This window comes from Nocardia sp. NBC_01377, from assembly GCF_045040005.1.
In the GTDB taxonomy this organism is placed as follows: Bacteria; Actinomycetota; Actinomycetes; order Mycobacteriales; family Mycobacteriaceae; genus Nocardia; species Nocardia noduli.
In genome coordinates this window covers 6294541-6312473 of sequence record NZ_CP109566.1, presented here as the reverse complement: position 1 = coordinate 6312473, position 17933 = coordinate 6294541, and the positions used below count along the sequence as shown (strand labels likewise).

Genomic DNA, 17933 nt, shown 5'->3' with positions numbered 1-17933 from the left:
GCCTCGCTGTCCGTCGCGAATTCGCCATATGCGCGCCGGGGTCGGTAATCCGTCTGTCGGTCAGTGCCTTTCGGGTGCCGAGGCCGTCGATCGCCTCGATCGGAGCCCCGTCCTTGCAGCCGTACGCACACTCGCAAGGACGGTCGATTATTCGGTGTGACCAGTACGTACGCGTACCGGACCCGGATGTGGGAGTCGAACGTGCCCGTGGCGCAGGTCGAGTCACGGTCGACATGCGACCCGCGCGGTCGGGGGTGGGACGAATTCGGGCAATTCGGCACTCGCGGAGGCGGTGTCGAGCCGGATCGCCACGCCGGACGTGGGCCGTGAAGTCGCGGCATGTCGGCACGAAATACACTGTGCCGGTGGAATTCACGGTCATCATCTCGAATCGTGGGATGTGGGGGAGAAGAAATATCGGCCCAAACGCGACTATTCGGCAACGATCTAGCACACTTGACGGTGTGGGAGATCTCGAGGACGTGCTAGCCCGATTACGCCGCTATCCGGATGTGGAGGCGCAGAACCTCTATGCCGTCGATGCGGCGGATCGGCTGATCCTCGACGTCGCCGCCGATGCCATCGGCTCCTCTGGTAGCGGGAAGGTAGCGATTATCGGGGACAGCTACGGCGCGCTCACACTCGGGGTGGTCGTCGGACACGATCTGCGCGGTATTCGCGTCCACCAGGATCTGCTGACCGGTGAACTCGCCCTGGCCAACAACGCCCGCGCCCTCGGTCTCGCCGATCGATACGCGGCGTATCCCCTCGGCGAGCAGTTGCTCGGCGGTGTCGAGGTGGTCCTGCTGCGCCTGCCGCGCGCGCTGGCAGGACTCGCCGAGATCGCCGACGCCATCGCGCGCTACGCCGATCCCTCGGTGACCGTGGTCGCGGGCGGCCGTGACAAGTATCTGACGAAGTCGATGAACGACATGCTGGCCCAGTCCTTTTCGGAGGTCAGAGCGAGCCGGGGGCGGCAGAAGTCGCGCACGCTGCTCGTCACGGGGCCGAAGCCGGTGGGGGAGCCGCGATTCCCGGTGCAGGACCGGCTGGAGGATTTCGACATCGACGTGGTCGCGCACGGTGCGGCCTTCTCCGGTCCGCGCCTGGATATCGGCACCCGATTCCTGCTCGAACACCTGAAGTGGATGAAACCGGACGCCCGCGACGCGATCGACCTCGGCTGCGGTACCGGCATCCTGGCGGTCGCGCTCGCCAAGGCGCGCCCGGCCCTGCGGGTGGTCGGCACCGATCAGTCCGCGGCCGCGGTGGCCTCGGCCCGGGCGACCGTCGCGGCCAACGACATGGTCGACCGGGTGACCGTGGTCCGCGACGACGCGATGTCGTCGGCCGCGGACAACAGCGCCGATCTGGTCGTGTGCAATCCGCCCTTCCACGTCGGCGCCGCCGTGCACACCGGTTCGGCGATCAAGATGTTCACCGAGACCGGTCGCGTCCTGCGACCCGGCGGCGAACTCTGGGCGGTGTACAACTCGCACCTGAACTACCGGGGTGTGGTGGAACGTATCGTCGGTTCCACCGACGTCGTCGGCCGGAATCGGAAGTTCACGGTGACGCGATCGGTCCGTGGTCTGCACGATGTGCAACAGCGGTAGAGTCCGAATTGTCCGCCTCATCGATCGGCCGAGGAACTCGTTGGGGATGACAGACGTTGGAACAAGCAGTTGGATATCGAGTATTCGGCTCGACAGACAGCGGCAACGACTCCAGAAAGGCATCCGCGGTGCGCACCTCCAGCAATCCGGTTTTCCGTAATTTGCCCCGCCAAGAAGGCGTTGGCGGTGGGTATGCCAACTTCGGGTCCGGGGTTGCGGGTGCCGGCCAGGTCGGCAACCAGTACGGCCAGCAGCCCTACCAGCAGCAGCCCTATCAGCAGGCCCCGGCCACCCGGTCGATGACCATCGACGATGTCGTCACCAAGACCGGCATCACCCTGGGTGTGTTGATCGTCTCGGCGATCATCTCCTACGGCCTCACCAACGCGAACACCTCGCTCGCCCCGCTGTTCGTCATCGTCGGCGGCCTGGTCGGCCTGGTTCTCGTGCTGATCGCCACATTCGCGAACAAGATGGACAACCCCGCCATCGTCCTGTCCTACGCGGTCGCCGAGGGCCTGTTCCTCGGTGCGCTGTCGTTCATGTTCACCGATGTCGAATTCGGCGGCGTCGGCGGTAGCGCGCTGATCGGCCAAGCCGTACTCGGTACGTTCGGTGTCTTCGCAGGCATGCTCGTCGTCTACAAGACCGGCGCCATCCGGGTCACCCCGCGTTTCACCCGGATGATCGTCGGCGCGCTGATCGGCGTCGTCGTGCTCGCCCTGGGCAACCTGATCGCGAGCTTCTTCATCTCCGGTGGTCTCGGACTGCGTGACGGCGGCACGCTCGCCATCATCTTCAGCCTGGTCTGCATCGCCATCGCCGCGTTCAGCTTCCTGCTCGACTTCGACGCCGCCGACCAGCTGATCCGCGCACAGGCCCCGGAGAAGGCGGCCTGGGGTGTCGCCCTCGGCCTGACCGTCACCTTGGTCTGGCTCTACGTCGAGATCCTGCGACTGCTGAGCTACTTCAACAACGACTAGTTCCAGGCGGCCCCGGCCGCACGGATACGAGAAGGGCGGTCGCCGACGCGGCCGCCCTTTCGCGTGTCCCGGATCAGGCGGCGAGGCCGAGCGTCGCGGCGACCGCGACCGGGATCAGGTACAGCAGCGGGAACGGGACGTGCCCGTAGGCCCGCGCCCGCACGATGGTCACGATCGCGCCGAGGAAGTACGCGACAATGCCGATCGCCGCCGCAAGCCCGATCACCGGCACCCACAGCCCCGCGATCAGGCCGAGCGCTCCCGCGCCCTTCACCAGCCCGAGCGGGGTCCACCACGATTCGGGGACGCCGTATTCGACCAGCGGGCCGACCACGAACTCGGCCCGCCGCAACAGCGACAACGCCGAGAACCCGACCCAGGCCGCGGCGAGAACGGTGACGATGACGTAGGCGGTGTGCATGGCGGTCTCCCGGGTGCGTACGAATAGTTCGTTCACCCGGTAGACGACGCCCGACCGCGATATGTGACATCCGAATGTCGAGCCCACGACATGGCGAGGTGATCGGCCGGATCGGTGGGCAGGGTGCGCAGGTCGGTCGACCGCCCCTACGGCGGGCCGAGGCTACCGTCGGCGCGCGCGTCGCCGCATGGGGGCGGGCATCGAGCCGGGCGGGCATCGAGCCGAGATCGTCCTGTGCCCGAACGACGAACGGCTCCCTATCGCGGGGATAGGGAGCCGTCCGGACGGTTCACCGTGACCGCCGCCTGTGCGGCGGCCGCGCGAGTGTCAGCTCAGGCGCTCGATGACCAGCGCCATGCCCTGCCCGCCGCCGACGCACATGGTCTCCACGCCGAACTGCTTGTCGTGGGTCTGGAGGTTGTTGATCAGCGTGGTGGCGATGCGCGCGCCGGTCATGCCGAACGGGTGGCCGAGGGCGATGGCGCCGCCGGAGACGTTCAGCTTGTCCTCGTCGATCTTCAGTTCGCGCGCGGAGCCGAGCACCTGCACCGCGAACGCCTCGTTGATCTCGAACAGGTCGATATCGTCGACCGTCTTGCCCGCCAGCGCGAGGGCGTTCTTGACGGCCTCGATCGGGCCGAGGCCCATGATCTCCGGCGACAGGCCGGAGACGCCGGTGGAGACGATCCGGGCCAGCGGGGTCAGACCGAGTTCGGCGGCCTTGGTGTCGCTCATGATGACCAGCGCCGCGGCGCCGTCGTTGAGCGGACAGCAGTTACCGGCGGTGACGGTGCCGTCGGGGCGGAACACCGGCTTCAGCTGGCTGACGGCCTCGTAGGTGACACCGGCGCGCGGGCCGTCGTCGGTGGAGACCACGGTGCCGTCGGGCAGCGTGACCGGGGTGATCTCACGTTCGAAGAAGCCCGCCTTGATGGCCGCCTCGGCGCGGTTCTGCGAACGAACGCCCCAGCGGTCCTGGTCCTCGCGGGTGATGCCGGTGAAGCTGGCGACGTTCTCCGCGGTCTGGCCCATGGCGATGTAGGGGTCGGGGAGCAGACCGTCCTCGCGCGGGTCGTGCCAGATGCCCGCGCCGCCCTTGGCGGTTTCGGCGGTCCTGGCCTGAGCTTCGTCGAACACCGGGTTCTTGGTGTTCGGCCAGCTGTCGGCGGAGCCGTTCTTGTAGCGCGACACGGTTTCCACGCCCGCGGAGATGAAGATGTGGCCCTCGCCCGCCTTGATCGCGTGGAACGCCATCCGCGTGGTCTGCAACGAGGACGCGCAGTAGCGCTGCACGGTCGTGCCGGGCACGGTGTCGTAGCCCAGCTGGACGGCGACATTGCGGGCGATGCCGAAGCCCTGCTCGCCCGCGGGCGAGCCACAGCCGAGGATCAGGTCGTCGATCTGGGTCGGATCGAGCGCGGGCACCTTGTCCAAGGCCGCGCGAATGATCTGGGCGGTGAGATCATCGGGCCGGATGTCGACCAGCGAACCCTTCATGGCGCGGCCGATGGGGGAGCGAGCGGTCGAAACGATAACTGCCTCGGGCATGAGGGCTCCTTTGTGCTTCTGCTCAGTTTTGTACTGGCGACTCTATGTGTACCAAATTGGCCGAGCGGCGCACCCGCCACCCCGGTGATTCGACGAGTCCGCGCAGCCGCGCGGTGATGCCACGTCGTTCGGCCGAACGGGCCTGCGGTGACTCCGCCCGTCGCTGCGCGAGTGCCGTCACCAGGACCGGCAGAATATGCCCCGCGGCCAACGCGTAGCCGTCGGCGGAGGGGTGGAAGCCGTCGGCGGCGAAGAGCCGGTCCGGCGAAGTGAGGAATTGCGGACCGAGGTCGCCCATCGGCACCGGGTGGGCCCCGGCGTCGGCGCTGACCCCGAATTGCGCCTTCGCCAGCCGCACGCTCCAGTTGTGCACGATGGTGCGCAGCGGCTGCGGTATCGCGGCGACCGTCCCCAGATCCGGGCAGGTGCCGACGACGACGACCGCACCCGCGTCGTGCAGCCTGGCCACCGCGGCGCCGAGCCGATGCGCCGAGGCGGAGATCGAATGCTTCTTGGTGACGTCGTTCGCGCCGACGAAGATGACCGCGGCGTCCGGCGGCGGACCCGCGACGAACATCGCGTCGACCTGACCGGACAGACCCTTGGAGGTGGCGCCGCAGATCGCCTTGGTGCTGAGCCTGATACTCATCCCCGTGGCCTCGGCCAAGCCGCGCGCGATCCGCACGCCGGGCACGTCCTCGCAGTTCGCGCACCCGAGTCCGGCGGCGGTGGAATCGCCGAAGATCATCAGGTGCACGTCGACCGGCTTACCCGGTCGCCACGGCTCGGGCGACTCGCAGCCCGCGGTGTAGACACCGTCGGCCTCCGGCGGTTTGGAGGTGTCGCGTCCGATGACCCCCCGCGCCGCGCCCGCCTGCGCCATGAGAAGTCGATACGCGGCCCACGACGCGGTGCCCGCGCTGGATCCGGCCAGCACGGTGGCCATACCCGTCACCGCGGCGGTACGCCTGTTCATCCGAGGTGCCACGACTACGAATAGTAGTGGCTCCGCGCACGACGACGTCGATCCCGCTTCCGCCGCCGGTCACCCGGGCGCGTACCCGATGGGTCACGCTGCCGGCTTGCCCAGGTCGTCTGGGTTCACGGAAGGCACGAACTCCCGGGCGATCAGCCGGGGACGGTGAAGGTGGCCTTGGCGGGAACGTTCGCGGAATCGGTGGTGATCGCGACCTCGACGCGGCCCGGGCCGGTGTCCTGGAACAGCGCGTAGAGGATGCTGCCGTAGATACCGGTCACCACATTGTTCTCATACACGCCGATCGCGCCGGTGTCGAGATTGCGCCATGCCACGAAGGCGCGCACCTCGCACAGCGGGGCGAACGGGTAGAGGCCGGGGCCGACGCCGGAGACCGGGGTCGCCCGCATATTGAGGATGGCCCGGCCCGGCCAGTCGGCGCTGGTATCGGCCCAGGTCTCGATACTCGTCCAGCACAGACCGCCGTGCGCGAGCGTCGGCACCTGGGGGAACGGGACTGTCGCCGCACTGGCCTGCGCGCCGGATCCGACGACCGCGGCCATTGCCGCGCACACCAGAACGGTGGCGGCTCGGACGATGTTGGGCTGCCTCATATTTCCCGATCCTAGGCCCGGCGACCGGCTCCGCGTGCGACTCGCCCCGCATCGATTTCGCCCCGTCGTGCCGGAATTCACAATGTGGCTTCCCGGCCAGCGCGTCATGGGTCGTCGCGATGCCGGGAAGCCGCGTAGAGGGCCGTCGATGCGAGCACCGCGCGGCGTTCTGCAACGATGGAGCTATGCGCATCGCGGATCACGTCGTGGACCTCATCGGCAACACGCCGCTGGTCCGGTTGAACTCTGTCGTCGGGCCGAACGCCGGGCTGGTGGCCGCCAAGATCGAATACCTCAATCCTGGCGGAAGTTCCAAGGACCGGATCGCGGTGAAGATGATCGAGGCCGCCGAGAAGTCGGGCGAACTCGGTCCCGGCGGCACGATCGTCGAACCGACCTCGGGCAATACCGGTGTCGGACTGGCCCTGGTCGCGCAGCAGCGCGGCTACAAATGCGTATTCGTCTGCCCGGACAAGGTCTCCGAGGACAAGCGCAATGTGCTGCGTGCCTACGGCGCCGAGGTCGTGGTCTGCCCGACCGCCGTGCCGCCGGACCACCCGGACAGCTACTACAGCGTTTCCGATCGGCTGGTGCGCGAGATCGACGGCGCCTGGAAGCCGGACCAGTACTCCAATCCCGGCGGCCCGGACAGCCACTACGAGACCACCGGCCCGGAGATCTGGCGCGACACCGAAGGAAAGATCACCCACTTCGTCGCCGGTGTCGGCACCGGAGGCACCATCACCGGCACCGGTCGATACCTCAAGGAGGTGTCGGGCGGCACGGTGAAGGTCATCGGCGCCGATCCTGAGGGGTCGGTGTATTCCGGAGGCACCGGCAGGCCGTATCTGGTCGAAGGCGTCGGCGAGGATTTCTGGCCCTCGGCCTACGATCCCGCGATCCCCGACGAGATCACCGCGGTGTCGGACGCCGATTCGTTCGACATGACCCGACGGCTGGCCCGCGAGGAAGGACTGCTCGTCGGCGGTTCCTGCGGTATGGCGGTCGTCGCCGCCATCGAGGTGGCCCGTCGTGATCCCGACGCCGTCGTGGTCGTGCTGCTGCCCGACGGCGGCCGCGGTTACCTGTCGAAGATCTTCAACGACGAGTGGATGAGTTCCTACGGCTTCCTGCGCACCCGGCTCGACGGCAGCATTGCCGAGCCCCTGGTCGGTGACGTGCTGCGTGGAAAGTCCGGCGCGCTGCCGGATCTGGTGCACACCCACCCGTCGGAGACCCTGCGCGACGCCATCGAGATCCTTCGCGAATACGGCGTCTCGCAGATGCCGGTGGTCGGCGCGGAACCGCCGGTGATGGCGGGCGAGGTCGCGGGCAGCGTCACCGAGCGAGATCTGCTGTCGGCGGTATTCGAAGGCCGTGCGCACCTGACCGATTCGGTGGCCGAACACATGAGCCCGTCGTTCCCGTTGATCGGATCCGGCGAACCCATCTCCGCCGCCACCAAGGCACTGTCCGACACCGACGCGCTCATGGTGGTCGAGGACGGCAAACCGGTCGGCGTCATCACCCGCCACGACCTGCTCGGCTTCCTCAGCACCGGTTCCATCGGTCGCTGACCCGGGGCCGCGATTCGATCGCGCACTCACGCTCTTCGGCGCGGCGGTGCACGATCGAATCGCGGCTGCGGGTGCGGCGGCGAACTATTATTCGCGACGCGCCAGCAAATAATTAGCAGACTCGCTGTTTCGATGATGACCCGAGGTATAACCGGCTCGGGAACAGCCACGGCACCGGCCCTGGCGTATCGGGTAGCGAAGGGACGGGCCGTGTATACCTCCAGTTCGGCTATCGATTTCGAGCAGGGGCTGACGGACGCGTGGAGTTCGATCGCGACGTTCGTTCCCGCCATGGCGGGATCCCTGGCGATTCTGCTCGGGGGCTGGATCATCGCCAGGGTCGTCGCGGCGATCGTGCGCCGCGTCCTGGCCCGGGTCGGATTCGATCGACTGGTCGAGCGCGGCGGTATCGGGGATATGTCGGCGCGCAGCCGTTACGACGCCTCGGATCTGTTGGCAAGACTGGCCTATTTCGCGATTCTGCTGATCGCGCTGCAAGTCGGGTTCGGGATATTCGGCCCGAATCCGGTCAGCGCGACGATCGACCGCATCGTCGCCTGGCTGCCGCGCGCCGCGGTGGCGATCGTCATCGTCGTCGTCGCGGGGGCCATCGCGCACGGTGTGCGCGACATGGTCGCCAACGTGCTCGGCGGCCTGTCGTACGGGCCGATGATGGGTCGGATCGCGGCGGTATTCGTCTGGGGCATCGGCATCGTCGCCGCCCTGAACCAGATCGGTGTGGCGACCTCGGTGACACTGCCGATACTCGTCACCGTGCTCGCCACCGTCGGCGGCGTCATCGTGGTCGGTGTCGGTGGCGGCCTGATCCGCCCCATGCAGCGGCGCTGGGAGGACTGGCTCACCGGCCTGGAAGAGGAGATGCCCGTGGTCAAAGGGCGTGCCGAGACCTATCGGCGCGGTCGCGACGACGCCGCCCGGGAACAACTGTGGATGGACGACCGGGCCACCCGCGCCCAGCAGCAGTGGGCGCGGGAACCGATACGCGGCGGCTACGGTCCGGGCGGGTACACCAAGGACGACGACTACTACTTCGACGATCCGGGTGAGATTCGCTGAGATTCCCGGGTCCGAGGGTCAGCGAAACGCGTCCGCATCGGTCAGCGCTTTGCCGAGAACCAGTTGGTGCACTTCCGCCGTGCCCTCGTAGGTGAGTACCGATTCCAGATTGTTGGCGTGTCGCAAGACCGGATAGTCGAGCGTGATGCCGTTCGCGCCGAGAAGTGTGCGGCATTCGCGGGCGATTTTTATCGCCTCCCTCGTGCTGTTCAATTTTCCCGCGCTGATCTGCTCGGCCTTGACTTCGTGGCGATCTTTGAGCCTGCCGATATGCAGCGCGAGCAATTGCCCTTTGCCGAGTTCCAACGCCATATCCGCGAGTTTGGCCTGTGTGAGCTGGTAGGAGGCGAGCGGTTTCTCGAAGATCTCGCGCGTGCGGGTGTATTCGATGGTGGCCTCGAGGCAGTCCCTGGCCGCGCCGAGCGCGCCGAAGATGATGCCGAAACGCGCTTCGCTCAGGCAGGCGAGCGGCGAACCCAGACCCTTCGACGCGGGCAGGATCGCGTCGGCGGGCAACCGGACGTCGTCGAGGTCGAGTTCGGCGGTGATCGAGGCGCGCAGTGACAATTTGCGATGCATCTCACGGGCGGTGAAACCGGGAGTATCCGTCGGAACCAGGAACCCGCGGATCCTCTCGTCGGTCCGCGCCCAGATCACCGCGACATCGGCGACCGAGCCGTTGGTGATCCACATCTTCGATCCGTTGAGCACCCAGTCGTCGCCGTCGCGCTCGGCACGGGTGCGCATGCCGCCGGGGTTGGATCCGAAATCCGGTTCGGTCAGCCCGAAACAGCCGATCGTCTCGCCCGCCGCCATACCGGGCAGCCAATGCTGTTTCTGTTCCTCCGAACCGAACAGGTGGATGGCCGTCATGGCCAGTGAACCCTGGACCGAGACCATGCTGCGCACCCCCGAATCCACCGCCTCCAGTTCCTGGCAGGCCAGGCCGTAGGCGGTCGCCGACATGCCCGCGCATCCGTATCCCTCGAGGTGCATGCCGAGCAGACCGAGTTTGCCGAGTTCGGGCGCTATCTCACGGGCGGGAAAAGTGCCCGCCTCGAACCAGTCCGCGATATGCGGGCGCAGTCGCCTGGCCGCGAACGCGGCGACGGTATCCCTGATCTCGCGCTCCTCCTCGGACAGCAGGGCGTCGGTTGCGAAGAGTTCGTCGACAGTCACCATGAACTCAGCCTAATCGGCCGCCCGCGCGGCGAGACCGTCATCACAAACGGGTGCCGACGTGCATATTCGGACTCGGCCATACCACCGGGCGCGCGGTTGCCCGCGATTGCCTCCCTCTAGTCTGGGGATATGACCGAGCTGGGATTCTCCACACGGGCAGTGCACGCCGGATTCGATCCTGATCCACAGACCGGTGCGGTGAACGTGCCCATTTACGCGAGTTCGACGTTCGCCCAGGACGGAGTGGGCGGATTGCGCGGCGGCTTCGAATACGGCCGAACCGGCAATCCGACGCGCACCGCCCTCGAGGCCAACCTCGCCGCCCTCGAGTCGGGTGCCTACGGGCGCGCGTTCGGCTCGGGCATGGCGGCCACCGACTGTGCGCTGCGCGCGATGCTGCGCCCCGGCGACCACATCGTCATCCCCGACGATGCCTACGGCGGCACCTTCCGGCTGATCGACAAGGTCTTCAGTCAGTGGGGGATCGAGCATTCGCCCGCCCACGTCTTCAACGTCGACGAGATGCGCGCCGCGATCCGCCCCAACACCAAACTGGTCTGGATCGAGACGCCGACCAACCCGCTGCTCAGCATCGGCGATATCCCGGCGCTGGCCGAGGTCGCCCACATCGCGGGCGCGAAACTGGTGGTGGACAACACCTTCGCCACCCCGTACCTACAGCAGCCGCTGCTACTCGGCGCGGATGTGGTCACCCACTCCACCACCAAATACCTCGGTGGGCATTCCGATGTCGTCGGCGGCGCGCTGATCACCAACGATCCCGAACTCGACGCCGCGTTCGGCTTCCTGCAGAACGGCGCGGGCGCTGTTCCCGGCCCCTTCGACGCCTACCTCACCATCCGCGGCACCAAAACTCTCGCGCTGCGGATGGAACGTCACTGCGACAACGCCGAGGCCCTGGCCGAATACCTCACCCGGCATCCGGCGATCTCCCAGGTCATCTACCCGGGCCTGCCGGAACATCCCGGCCATCTCGTCGCGGACAAGCAGATGCGCCGTTTCGGCGGCATGATCTCGGTGCGCCTGCACGGTGGCCGCGCGGCCGCGCACGATTTCTGCTCGCGCACCGAGATCTTCACCCTCGCCGAATCGCTCGGCGGCGTGGAATCGCTGATCGAGCATCCGGCCGCGATGACCCACGCCTCGACCGAGGGCTCGGAGCTGGAAGTGCCCGCCGATCTGGTTCGACTGTCGGTCGGCATCGAGGACATCGGCGATCTGCTCACCGATGTGGAACGGGCGCTCGCTGGCTGAGCACAACAGACCGAGCACATACAGAACGGCCGCTCCCGTGTTCGGGTGCGGCCGTTTCTGTTCGGGTTTCGTGACGCAGGGATCAGCTGTGGTAGGGCTCCGCGCTGATCAGCGTGACCTTCATCGTGTTGCCGTTGGGCAGCGTGTATTCCCGGGTCTCGCCGACCTTGGCATCGATGAGCGCGCCGCCGAGCGGGGAGTTCGGCGAGTACGTCTCCAGTTTGGAGTCGTTCACGCCCTCCTCGCGGGTCGCGATGAGGAATGTCTCGGTGTCGGACTCGTCGCCGTCGTAGTAGACCTTCACGACCGAGCCGGGGAGTGCGACGCCCGCCTTGGTCGGCGCGACGCCGACCTTCGCGTTGTTCAGCAGTTCTTGCAGCTGGCGGATACGCGCCTCCTGCTGGCCCTGCTCCTCGCGCGCGGCGTGGTAGCCACCGTTCTCCTTGAGGTCGCCCTCTTCCCGGCGCTCGTTGATCTCGGCGGCGATGACGGGACGGTTGGCAATGAGCGCGTCGAGTTCGCCCTTGAGCCTGTCGTGCGACTCCGGGGTCAGCCAGGTCACTTGCGTCTCGGTCATCTCGATCACTCCCTAGTAGTTGTTCCCGGCGGACCGGGATTCCCTGATACCGGCGCCCCCACCCGGAGGAGGGCATGCACCAGCCGACGGCTAGAGCCAATCCTGGGAAGTTCATCGAACCCCGACAGGTGACGTTGCGGGCAAACCCGAAAACCCGGAACTCACAGCGCTGGCCGCCAATGCAGCAAACACGGCTCCGAGCCCCGGAACCGTGTATCACGCTATTTTAGCATGAATCATAAACACGCAGGTCGGAGTTCATTTTGCCGACAAACACGCCGATAATTCCCGAGTCGGGAGATGTTTCAGCCCGCCCGCAGATACTCGGGCACCCGATCGCTACATCCGTATATGTTGCCCGCCGATGGCCGGGCCGAGGAACGGACGATCGTCGTCAATTCGACCGTTCCGCTGTCCGACGGTGTGATGAGCACCTCTCTCCGGCCGACCTCGGCTCCGTCGCGATCCATCGCCCGGACGAAACAGACCGCGGGGCGCGACGGGTCGTCGCGGGTCACCTTCAGCCGGATCGACAGGGTCGAATCGTCGACGAGGGTGTAGCCGAGTTGTTCGGCGTCGATATCGTCCGGACCGTATTTCTGGAAGCCGAGGAATGCGATTCCCAGGCCCGCGACCAGCACGATCGCGATCAGCGTCGCGGGAATCCAGCGCCTGCGAATCCCGGGCGCGTCGCGTCGGTCACGGGTGCCGTAGCGGTCGGCGCGACGAGCCGCCGCCGCGCCATCGGCGGACACGTCGCCGGTGGTTTCGGGCTGGGGCTCGTTCATGGACTTCTCGCTCCCGGGGGGCACATCGGAACAAAAGTAGGTCGAATGAAACTATAGGGAATGAAGACCCGACACCCGCGACCGAGAGCGACGGTGAACGAGACGTGAGTGGCCTTCGCCTCATGGCGGTGCATGCCCACCCAGACGACGAATCCAGCAAGGGTGCCGCAACCACCGCCCGTTACGCCGACGAGGGACACGAAGTCCTCATCGTGACGTTGACCGGCGGCGAACGTGGCAGCATCCTCAACCCGGCGATGGACACCCCGGGTGTGCTCGACCGGATCGTGGAGATCCGGCGAGAGGAGATGGCCGCCGCCGCGCGGGCGCTCGGCGTGCGCCAGACCTGGCTGGGTTTCGTCGACTCCGGATTACCCGAGGGCGATCCGCTGCCGCCGCTGCCCGACGGTTGTTTCGCGCTGGTCCCCCTCGAGGAGTCGACCGAGGCGCTCGTGCGCGTGATCCGCGAGTTCAAGCCGCATGTGATCACCACCTACGACGAGAACGGCGGCTACCCGCATCCGGATCACATCCGATGCCACGAGGTCTCGGTGGAGGCCTTCGAGGCGGCGGGCGATCCCGAACGGTTCCCCGACGCGGGCACGCCGTGGACGCCGCTCAAGCTCTACTACGACCACGGTTTCAGCCTGAAGCGGATGGAGGTCTTCGCCGCGGAGTACGAGCGCGTCGGCGAGCCGTTCCCGTTGCAGGAATGGCTGGACCGCGTGCGGCAGTACCAGGACGGGCGCGGCGACAAGATGGTCAGGGTCACCACCCAGATCGAATGCGGCAAGTACTTCCACCAACGTGACGACGCGCTGCGCTCGCACGCCACCCAGATCGATCCGAACGGCGCGTTCTTCGCGATCCCGATCGAACTCCAGCAGCGGCTGTGGCCGACCGAGGAATTCGAATTGGCCAAGACCAGGGTCAGCACCGCGCTGCCCGAACACGACCTGTTCGCGGGGATCGAGGACGCGGACCGGTGATGCTCGCTCTTCTCGCCCAAACCCCCGGCACGCCGACGGGCCCCGAATTCGGCAAGGCCTCACCGCTGGGTCTCGCGATCGTGCTCATTCTGCTCGTCGGCACCGTCCTGCTCGTGCGTTCGATGAACCGGCACCTGAAGAACCTGCCGCCCACCTTCGAGCCCGAACATCCGGAGCCGGATCAGGAGGCGGACGAGGGGACCGAACCGGGGATCATCAAGCGTCCCGAATCTGAATCCGGTGAGCCGGTGGAGGGTTCGGACGAGCGCGCGCAATCGAGCTGACGGGGCGGTCGGCCGAATCTCCTTGCGGTGCAATGCCGTCGACGTGGTCGCCGCGTCGGCCGCATGGCATTCTGGGTAGGTGGCGACTCGTCGCGCGGGCCGTAGCGGGCGTACTCGGCCTCGCCGTTCTCGCGTTATGGGCCAGGTGCGTCGGTTTGGTGGTCACCTACCGGCTCGCCACCGACCCCGTCGTCGACCCGCACGGTTACGGCCTGACCTTCGGCACGATCTTCTCCGTTCCCACCGGCTTGCTCGCCGCCGCGCTCCTACCGCAGACGTTGCGTCCGCCGCAGAGGGCGCGCGTCACCGCGGTCGCGATGGCGACCTACGTCGTCGCGACGGTCCTGTTGTTCGCCGCGTTCCTCACCGCGTGACGGTGATCGCTCGGAGTCTCCCGTCACGTTTTCACCGTGGCTCCGGGCGGGTACTCCTGAGTAGCGTATGCCGATCGGATGTCACACCGCCGTGCTACCAATTCTGTGTTCGCCCTAGCTAAGGAAGTCCATGCAGACTGTGATCGGCCGGATCGACCGTGCCCTCGACATGACCGGCACGATCGTCGACGCGATCGAGGACGGCCGATTGTCGGCGGCCACGCCGTGCGCGAAATGGGATGTGCGCGCGGTGCTCAACCACCTGGTGGGCGGTATGCGGCTGTTCGCGGCGGAGCTGGCTGGAACCGATCCGGTCGGGGCATACGACGATTGGCTGGGCGCGGATCCGCAGGTGGCCTACGCGGCCGCGGCCGAAATCGACCGCGCCGCATGGGGTCGCCTGGACGTGCCGTGGTCGGAGGTGAATCTCCCGATCGGTACGGCGACAGCGCCGGAGGCCGCGCTGGTCCACCTCACCGAGGTGGTCGTGCACGGCCTCGATCTCGCGATCGCCATCGATCGCCCCGATCTCGCCGACGACGATCTCAGCGCGGAACTGCTCGCCGCCATGGCCGAAGCCGGCGGCGTCGAGACCTTCCGCAAACCCGGCATGTTCGGCCCCGAGATCGCGATCTCCCCGGACGCACCGGCCCACCTTCGACTGATGGCCTACCTCGGCCGCACCGTCTAGCGACTTCGGGACCTCCCCGGTTGCGGGGTGCGGCAAGGGGAGGGCGCATCCACGGGTGGGGACAGGCGGGCGGGTGGCGGCGCGCATGAGCATCGGCTCGCAGGCCTCCGACGGTCGACACCCGGTCTCAGCGGACATACTTGGAAGAAATATGCGGGATTCCGTCGACTTCAGGGAGGATCGGCTGCCTGGACTGGGCCCGCACCGGGTGACGAAGGATCGTCTTGGTCCGGGTGGCGGATCTACGCGGGTCCGACAGGTAGATCTCGTGATGGCGGCCGTTCATGGTCAGGCCCTTCTCGGCCATGAACGCCTCCATGCGCGCGAGCGTCTCCGGTTCGGTCGCGTACGGGCCGATATGCAGTGCCTGTATCGCCGCGCCCTCGTGGAACCGTTCGAAGGTGGCGCCGGTGATCATCTCGCCGGTGACGAAATCGGGGAGTCGGATCATCATTCGCCACCGCCATTGCTCGCGCGGCACCGACAGCGGCGGGTCGTCGGAATCCACCCACCACTGGCCCTCCAATTTCGGCACTACGAAATCCCGATCCGCGGCCTTGGCGAGTTTCTTCGCGCCGTACACCGAGCGGTACAGGGTGCCGACGGCGTCGGTGTACTCCGATCCCAGTGGCGCGCCCTCGCCGGTCACCGTCGCATAGCCGTAGGTGTCGAAGGCGCGCAGCACCGGGTCGGTGGGCGCGGTGTAGTAGAGTTTGTCGCTTTTCGCCAGGTCGAGTTTCATCGCGGAACCTTCCTGTCTCGGGGGTGCCGTCGAGCCTGCACCCTCCAGCGGCCGGAGAGTCGAGCGCGCCGTTTCGCGGGAGCGCCGTGTCGCCCGGTCGCCGCGCTCCGGCCACGATTGTGAGACGGTGGAAATATGAACCGGCTCGGTAACGCCACCTCCCCGTACCTGCGTCAGCACGCCGACAATCCGGTGCACTGGCGGGAATGGGATGCCGACGCGCTCGCGGAGGCCGCCGAGCGCGACGTGCCGATTCTGCTGTCGGTCGGGTACGCCTCGTGCCACTGGTGCCATGTCATGGCGCACGAGTCGTTCGAGGACGAGGCGACGGCCGCGCTGATGAACGACAACTTCGTCTGTATCAAGGTCGATCGTGAGGAACGTCCCGACCTGGATTCGGTCTATATGAACGCGACCGTCGCCATGACGGGGCAGGGCGGCTGGCCGATGACGTGTTTCCTCACCGCGGACGGCGCGCCTTTCTACTGCGGTACCTACTATCCGAAGGTGCCGCGCGGCGGGATGCCGTCGTTCGCCCAGTTGCTCACCGCGATCACCGATACCTGGCATAACCGCCGCGATGACGTCCGGCAGGCATCCGAGCAGGTCAGCGAGGCGTTGCGGTCACAGGCGGGGGGTCTGCCGGACGCCGAGTTCGCGGTCAACGACGAACTGCTCGACAATGCGGTTCGCGCCGTGCTGGCCGACGAAGACCCCGAGCACGCGGGTTTCGGCGGTGCGCCCAAATTCCCGCCGTCGGCACTGCTGGAGGGTCTGCTGCGCAATGCCGAGCGCACCGGTGACGCCGAGGTGTTCGCGGCGGTGGACCGCACCGCCGAAGCGATGGCGCGCGGCGGGATCTACGACCAGTTGCGCGGCGGTTTCGCCCGCTACTCGGTCGACGCGGCCTGGGTGGTGCCGCATTTCGAGAAGATGCTCTACGACAACGCCCAATTGCTGCGCGTCTACGGACATCTCGCGCGTCGCGGCGGTTCGTCGCTGCCGCTGCGGATCACCCGGGAGACCGTGGGATTCCTGCTCGATGATCTCGGCACCGCCGAGGGTGGTTTCGCGTCCGCGCTCGATGCCGACACCCACCTCGAACCGGGCGGTCCCGGTGTCGAGGGCGCCACCTACGTGTGGACGCCCGCTGAGCTGGTCGGCGAACTCGGTCCTCTCGATGGCGCTTGGGCCGCAGAGGTTTTCGGGGTGAGCACGGCGGGCAATTTCGAACAGGGGACGTCGGTGCTCACCCGCTACGTCGACCCGGATGATCTCGACCGCCTCGAACAGGTCAGTGCGGTGTTGCGCAAAGCGCGCGACGGCAGGCCGCAGCCCGCACGCGACGACAAGGTCGTCACCGCCTGGAACGGTATCGCGATCACCGCCCTCATCGAGGCCGGTGCCGCGCTGGGGCAACAGGATTGGGTCGACGCCGCGCTGCGGTGCGCGCGCTTCCTCGTCGCCGAGCACGTGGTGGACGGTCGGGTGCGCCGCGCCTCGCTCGGTGGTGCGGTCGGCGCGGCGCCCGGCATACTCGAGGATTACGCCTGGCTGTCGGTAGCCCTGCTGGCATCGCACCAGGCGACCGGCGAGATCGACTGGCTGCATCGGGCGCAACGGCTTCTCGACACGGTGATCGAGCATTTCGCCGACCCGGACGTCCCCGGTAGCTGGTATGACACCGCGGACGATGCCGAAACTCTCGTGGCCCGCCCGCGCGACCCCATCGACGGCGCGACCCCGGCAGGCGCTTCCGTGCTCGCCGAGGCCTTGCTGACCGCCGCCGCGGTGAGTGGCCCCGCCGAAGCGGTGCGCTACCGCGAACTCGCCGACGAAACCCTGCGGCGCGGTGCGATCGTCCTCGCCCGCGCTCCCCGTTCGGCCGGGCAGTGGCTGACGGTCGCCGAAGCGGCGCTGCGCGGACCGCTACAGGTCGCGATCGCCGTACCGGAATCGGCCGAGAATACTTCCACCGCGACCGATCTCGCGACTGCGGCACGTATCGCCGCCCCCGGTGGAACCGTTGTCGTCGCCGCACCGGCCGACGCGGTTCCGCTGCTTGCCGACCGTCCCGCTGTCGGTGGCACCGCCGCCGCCTATGTCTGCCGAGGGACGGTCTGCGATCTCCCGGTCACCACAGCCGAGGGATTGCGCGCCTCGCTCATTCGCTGAGCGGCACGCGGCGGTTTCCGGAACCTCGGTCCGGAGGACGTTGA

General features: G+C 67.4%; 18 protein-coding genes. 10 read left to right on the top strand and 8 right to left on the bottom strand.

The genetic code is table 11. The annotated features are described in order from the left end of the window. The first annotated feature begins 464 nt into the window (after positions 1-464). Together OG225_RS29230 and OG225_RS29225 are read left to right on the top strand one after the other, a co-directional pair. Positions 465-1616 carry a class I SAM-dependent methyltransferase gene (locus tag OG225_RS29230; protein WP_405178179.1) on the top strand — a complete coding sequence of 384 codons (1152 nt, stop codon included), beginning with the start codon at positions 465-467 and terminating at the stop codon, positions 1614-1616. A 128-nt stretch (positions 1617-1744) separates the two neighbouring features. After that, entirely contained in the window at positions 1745-2599 is an 855-nt protein-coding gene (locus tag OG225_RS29225; protein WP_216915696.1) for a Bax inhibitor-1/YccA family protein, read from the top strand. A gap of 73 nt (positions 2600-2672) precedes the next feature. On the opposite strand, the gene OG225_RS29220 is transcribed toward OG225_RS29225, so the two are convergent. The 4 genes from OG225_RS29220 to OG225_RS29205 all read right to left on the bottom strand — a co-directional run bounded on the left by OG225_RS29220 (position 2673) and on the right by OG225_RS29205 (position 6158). Beyond that, positions 2673-3056, bottom strand: a complete 384-nt coding sequence (locus OG225_RS29220; protein ID WP_405178178.1) for a DoxX family protein — start codon at positions 3054-3056, stop codon at positions 2673-2675. 291 nt (positions 3057-3347) lie between these two features. Beyond that, the gene (locus tag OG225_RS29215) at positions 3348-4568 is read right to left on the bottom strand and encodes an acetyl-CoA C-acetyltransferase (RefSeq protein ID WP_405178177.1); all 1221 of its coding nucleotides are present in this window, start codon (positions 4566-4568) and stop codon (positions 3348-3350) included. 22 nt (positions 4569-4590) lie between these two features. Then, positions 4591-5544, bottom strand: a complete 954-nt coding sequence (locus tag OG225_RS29210; protein WP_405183404.1) for an SGNH/GDSL hydrolase family protein — start codon at positions 5542-5544, stop codon at positions 4591-4593. Positions 5545-5696: 152 nt separating this feature from the next. Continuing rightward, complete coding sequence (locus OG225_RS29205; RefSeq protein WP_355082799.1) at positions 5697-6158, bottom strand: hypothetical protein; 462 nt, start codon at positions 6156-6158, stop codon at positions 5697-5699. Between the two features lie 185 nt (positions 6159-6343). Here OG225_RS29205 and OG225_RS29200 point away from each other — a divergent pair, with 185 nt between their 5' ends. Beyond that, entirely contained in the window at positions 6344-7735 is a 1392-nt protein-coding gene (locus OG225_RS29200) for a cystathionine beta-synthase (RefSeq protein WP_405178176.1), read from the top strand. A gap of 210 nt (positions 7736-7945) precedes the next feature. Beyond that, positions 7946-8812 (top strand): mechanosensitive ion channel family protein, encoded by an 867-nt coding sequence (locus tag OG225_RS29195; protein WP_405178175.1) that lies wholly within the window; start codon positions 7946-7948, stop codon positions 8810-8812. An 18-nt stretch (positions 8813-8830) separates the two neighbouring features. Here the strand turns inward: OG225_RS29195 and OG225_RS29190 are convergent, their stop codons facing one another. After that, positions 8831-9994, bottom strand: coding sequence for an acyl-CoA dehydrogenase family protein (locus OG225_RS29190; RefSeq protein WP_405178174.1), 1164 nt, complete (start codon positions 9992-9994; stop codon positions 8831-8833). A 129-nt stretch (positions 9995-10123) separates the two neighbouring features. Between OG225_RS29190 and OG225_RS29185 the strand changes: the two genes are divergently transcribed. After that, positions 10124-11269, top strand: coding sequence for a cystathionine gamma-synthase (locus tag OG225_RS29185; RefSeq protein WP_405178173.1), 1146 nt, complete (start codon positions 10124-10126; stop codon positions 11267-11269). A gap of 82 nt (positions 11270-11351) precedes the next feature. Here OG225_RS29185 and greA read toward each other — a convergent pair whose 3' ends face one another. Together greA and OG225_RS29175 are read right to left on the bottom strand one after the other, a co-directional pair. Further along, complete coding sequence (gene greA, locus OG225_RS29180; protein WP_109527882.1) at positions 11352-11846, bottom strand: transcription elongation factor GreA; 495 nt, start codon at positions 11844-11846, stop codon at positions 11352-11354. Positions 11847-12151: 305 nt separating this feature from the next. After that, positions 12152-12634, bottom strand: a complete 483-nt coding sequence (locus OG225_RS29175; protein ID WP_405178172.1) for a DUF4307 domain-containing protein — start codon at positions 12632-12634, stop codon at positions 12152-12154. Positions 12635-12756: 122 nt separating this feature from the next. Between OG225_RS29175 and mca the strand changes: the two genes are divergently transcribed. The 4 genes from mca to OG225_RS29155 all read left to right on the top strand — a co-directional run bounded on the left by mca (position 12757) and on the right by OG225_RS29155 (position 14972). Next, a complete protein-coding gene (gene mca / locus OG225_RS29170; RefSeq protein WP_405183403.1) occupies positions 12757-13623 on the top strand; it encodes a mycothiol conjugate amidase Mca in 867 nt (288 codons plus the stop codon). Further along, positions 13623-13907, top strand: coding sequence for a hypothetical protein (locus tag OG225_RS29165; protein WP_405183402.1), 285 nt, complete (start codon positions 13623-13625; stop codon positions 13905-13907). Before mca ends, OG225_RS29165 begins: the two co-directional genes overlap by 1 nt. Positions 13908-13939: 32 nt before the next feature. Next, positions 13940-14281: a hypothetical protein gene (locus OG225_RS29160; protein WP_405178171.1), complete on the top strand. Its 342-nt coding sequence runs from the start codon at positions 13940-13942 to the stop codon at positions 14279-14281. Positions 14282-14411: 130 nt separating this feature from the next. Next, on the top strand, positions 14412-14972 hold the full coding sequence (locus OG225_RS29155) for a TIGR03086 family metal-binding protein (RefSeq protein ID WP_405178170.1): 561 nt from the start codon (positions 14412-14414) through the stop codon (positions 14970-14972). Between the two features lie 127 nt (positions 14973-15099). Here OG225_RS29155 and OG225_RS29150 read toward each other — a convergent pair whose 3' ends face one another. Further along, the gene (locus tag OG225_RS29150) at positions 15100-15714 is read right to left on the bottom strand and encodes a GyrI-like domain-containing protein (protein ID WP_405178169.1); all 615 of its coding nucleotides are present in this window, start codon (positions 15712-15714) and stop codon (positions 15100-15102) included. Positions 15715-15849: 135 nt separating this feature from the next. Here OG225_RS29150 and OG225_RS29145 point away from each other — a divergent pair, with 135 nt between their 5' ends. Beyond that, positions 15850-17889, top strand: coding sequence for a thioredoxin domain-containing protein (locus tag OG225_RS29145; protein ID WP_405178168.1), 2040 nt, complete (start codon positions 15850-15852; stop codon positions 17887-17889). Positions 17890-17933 lie beyond the last annotated feature (44 nt).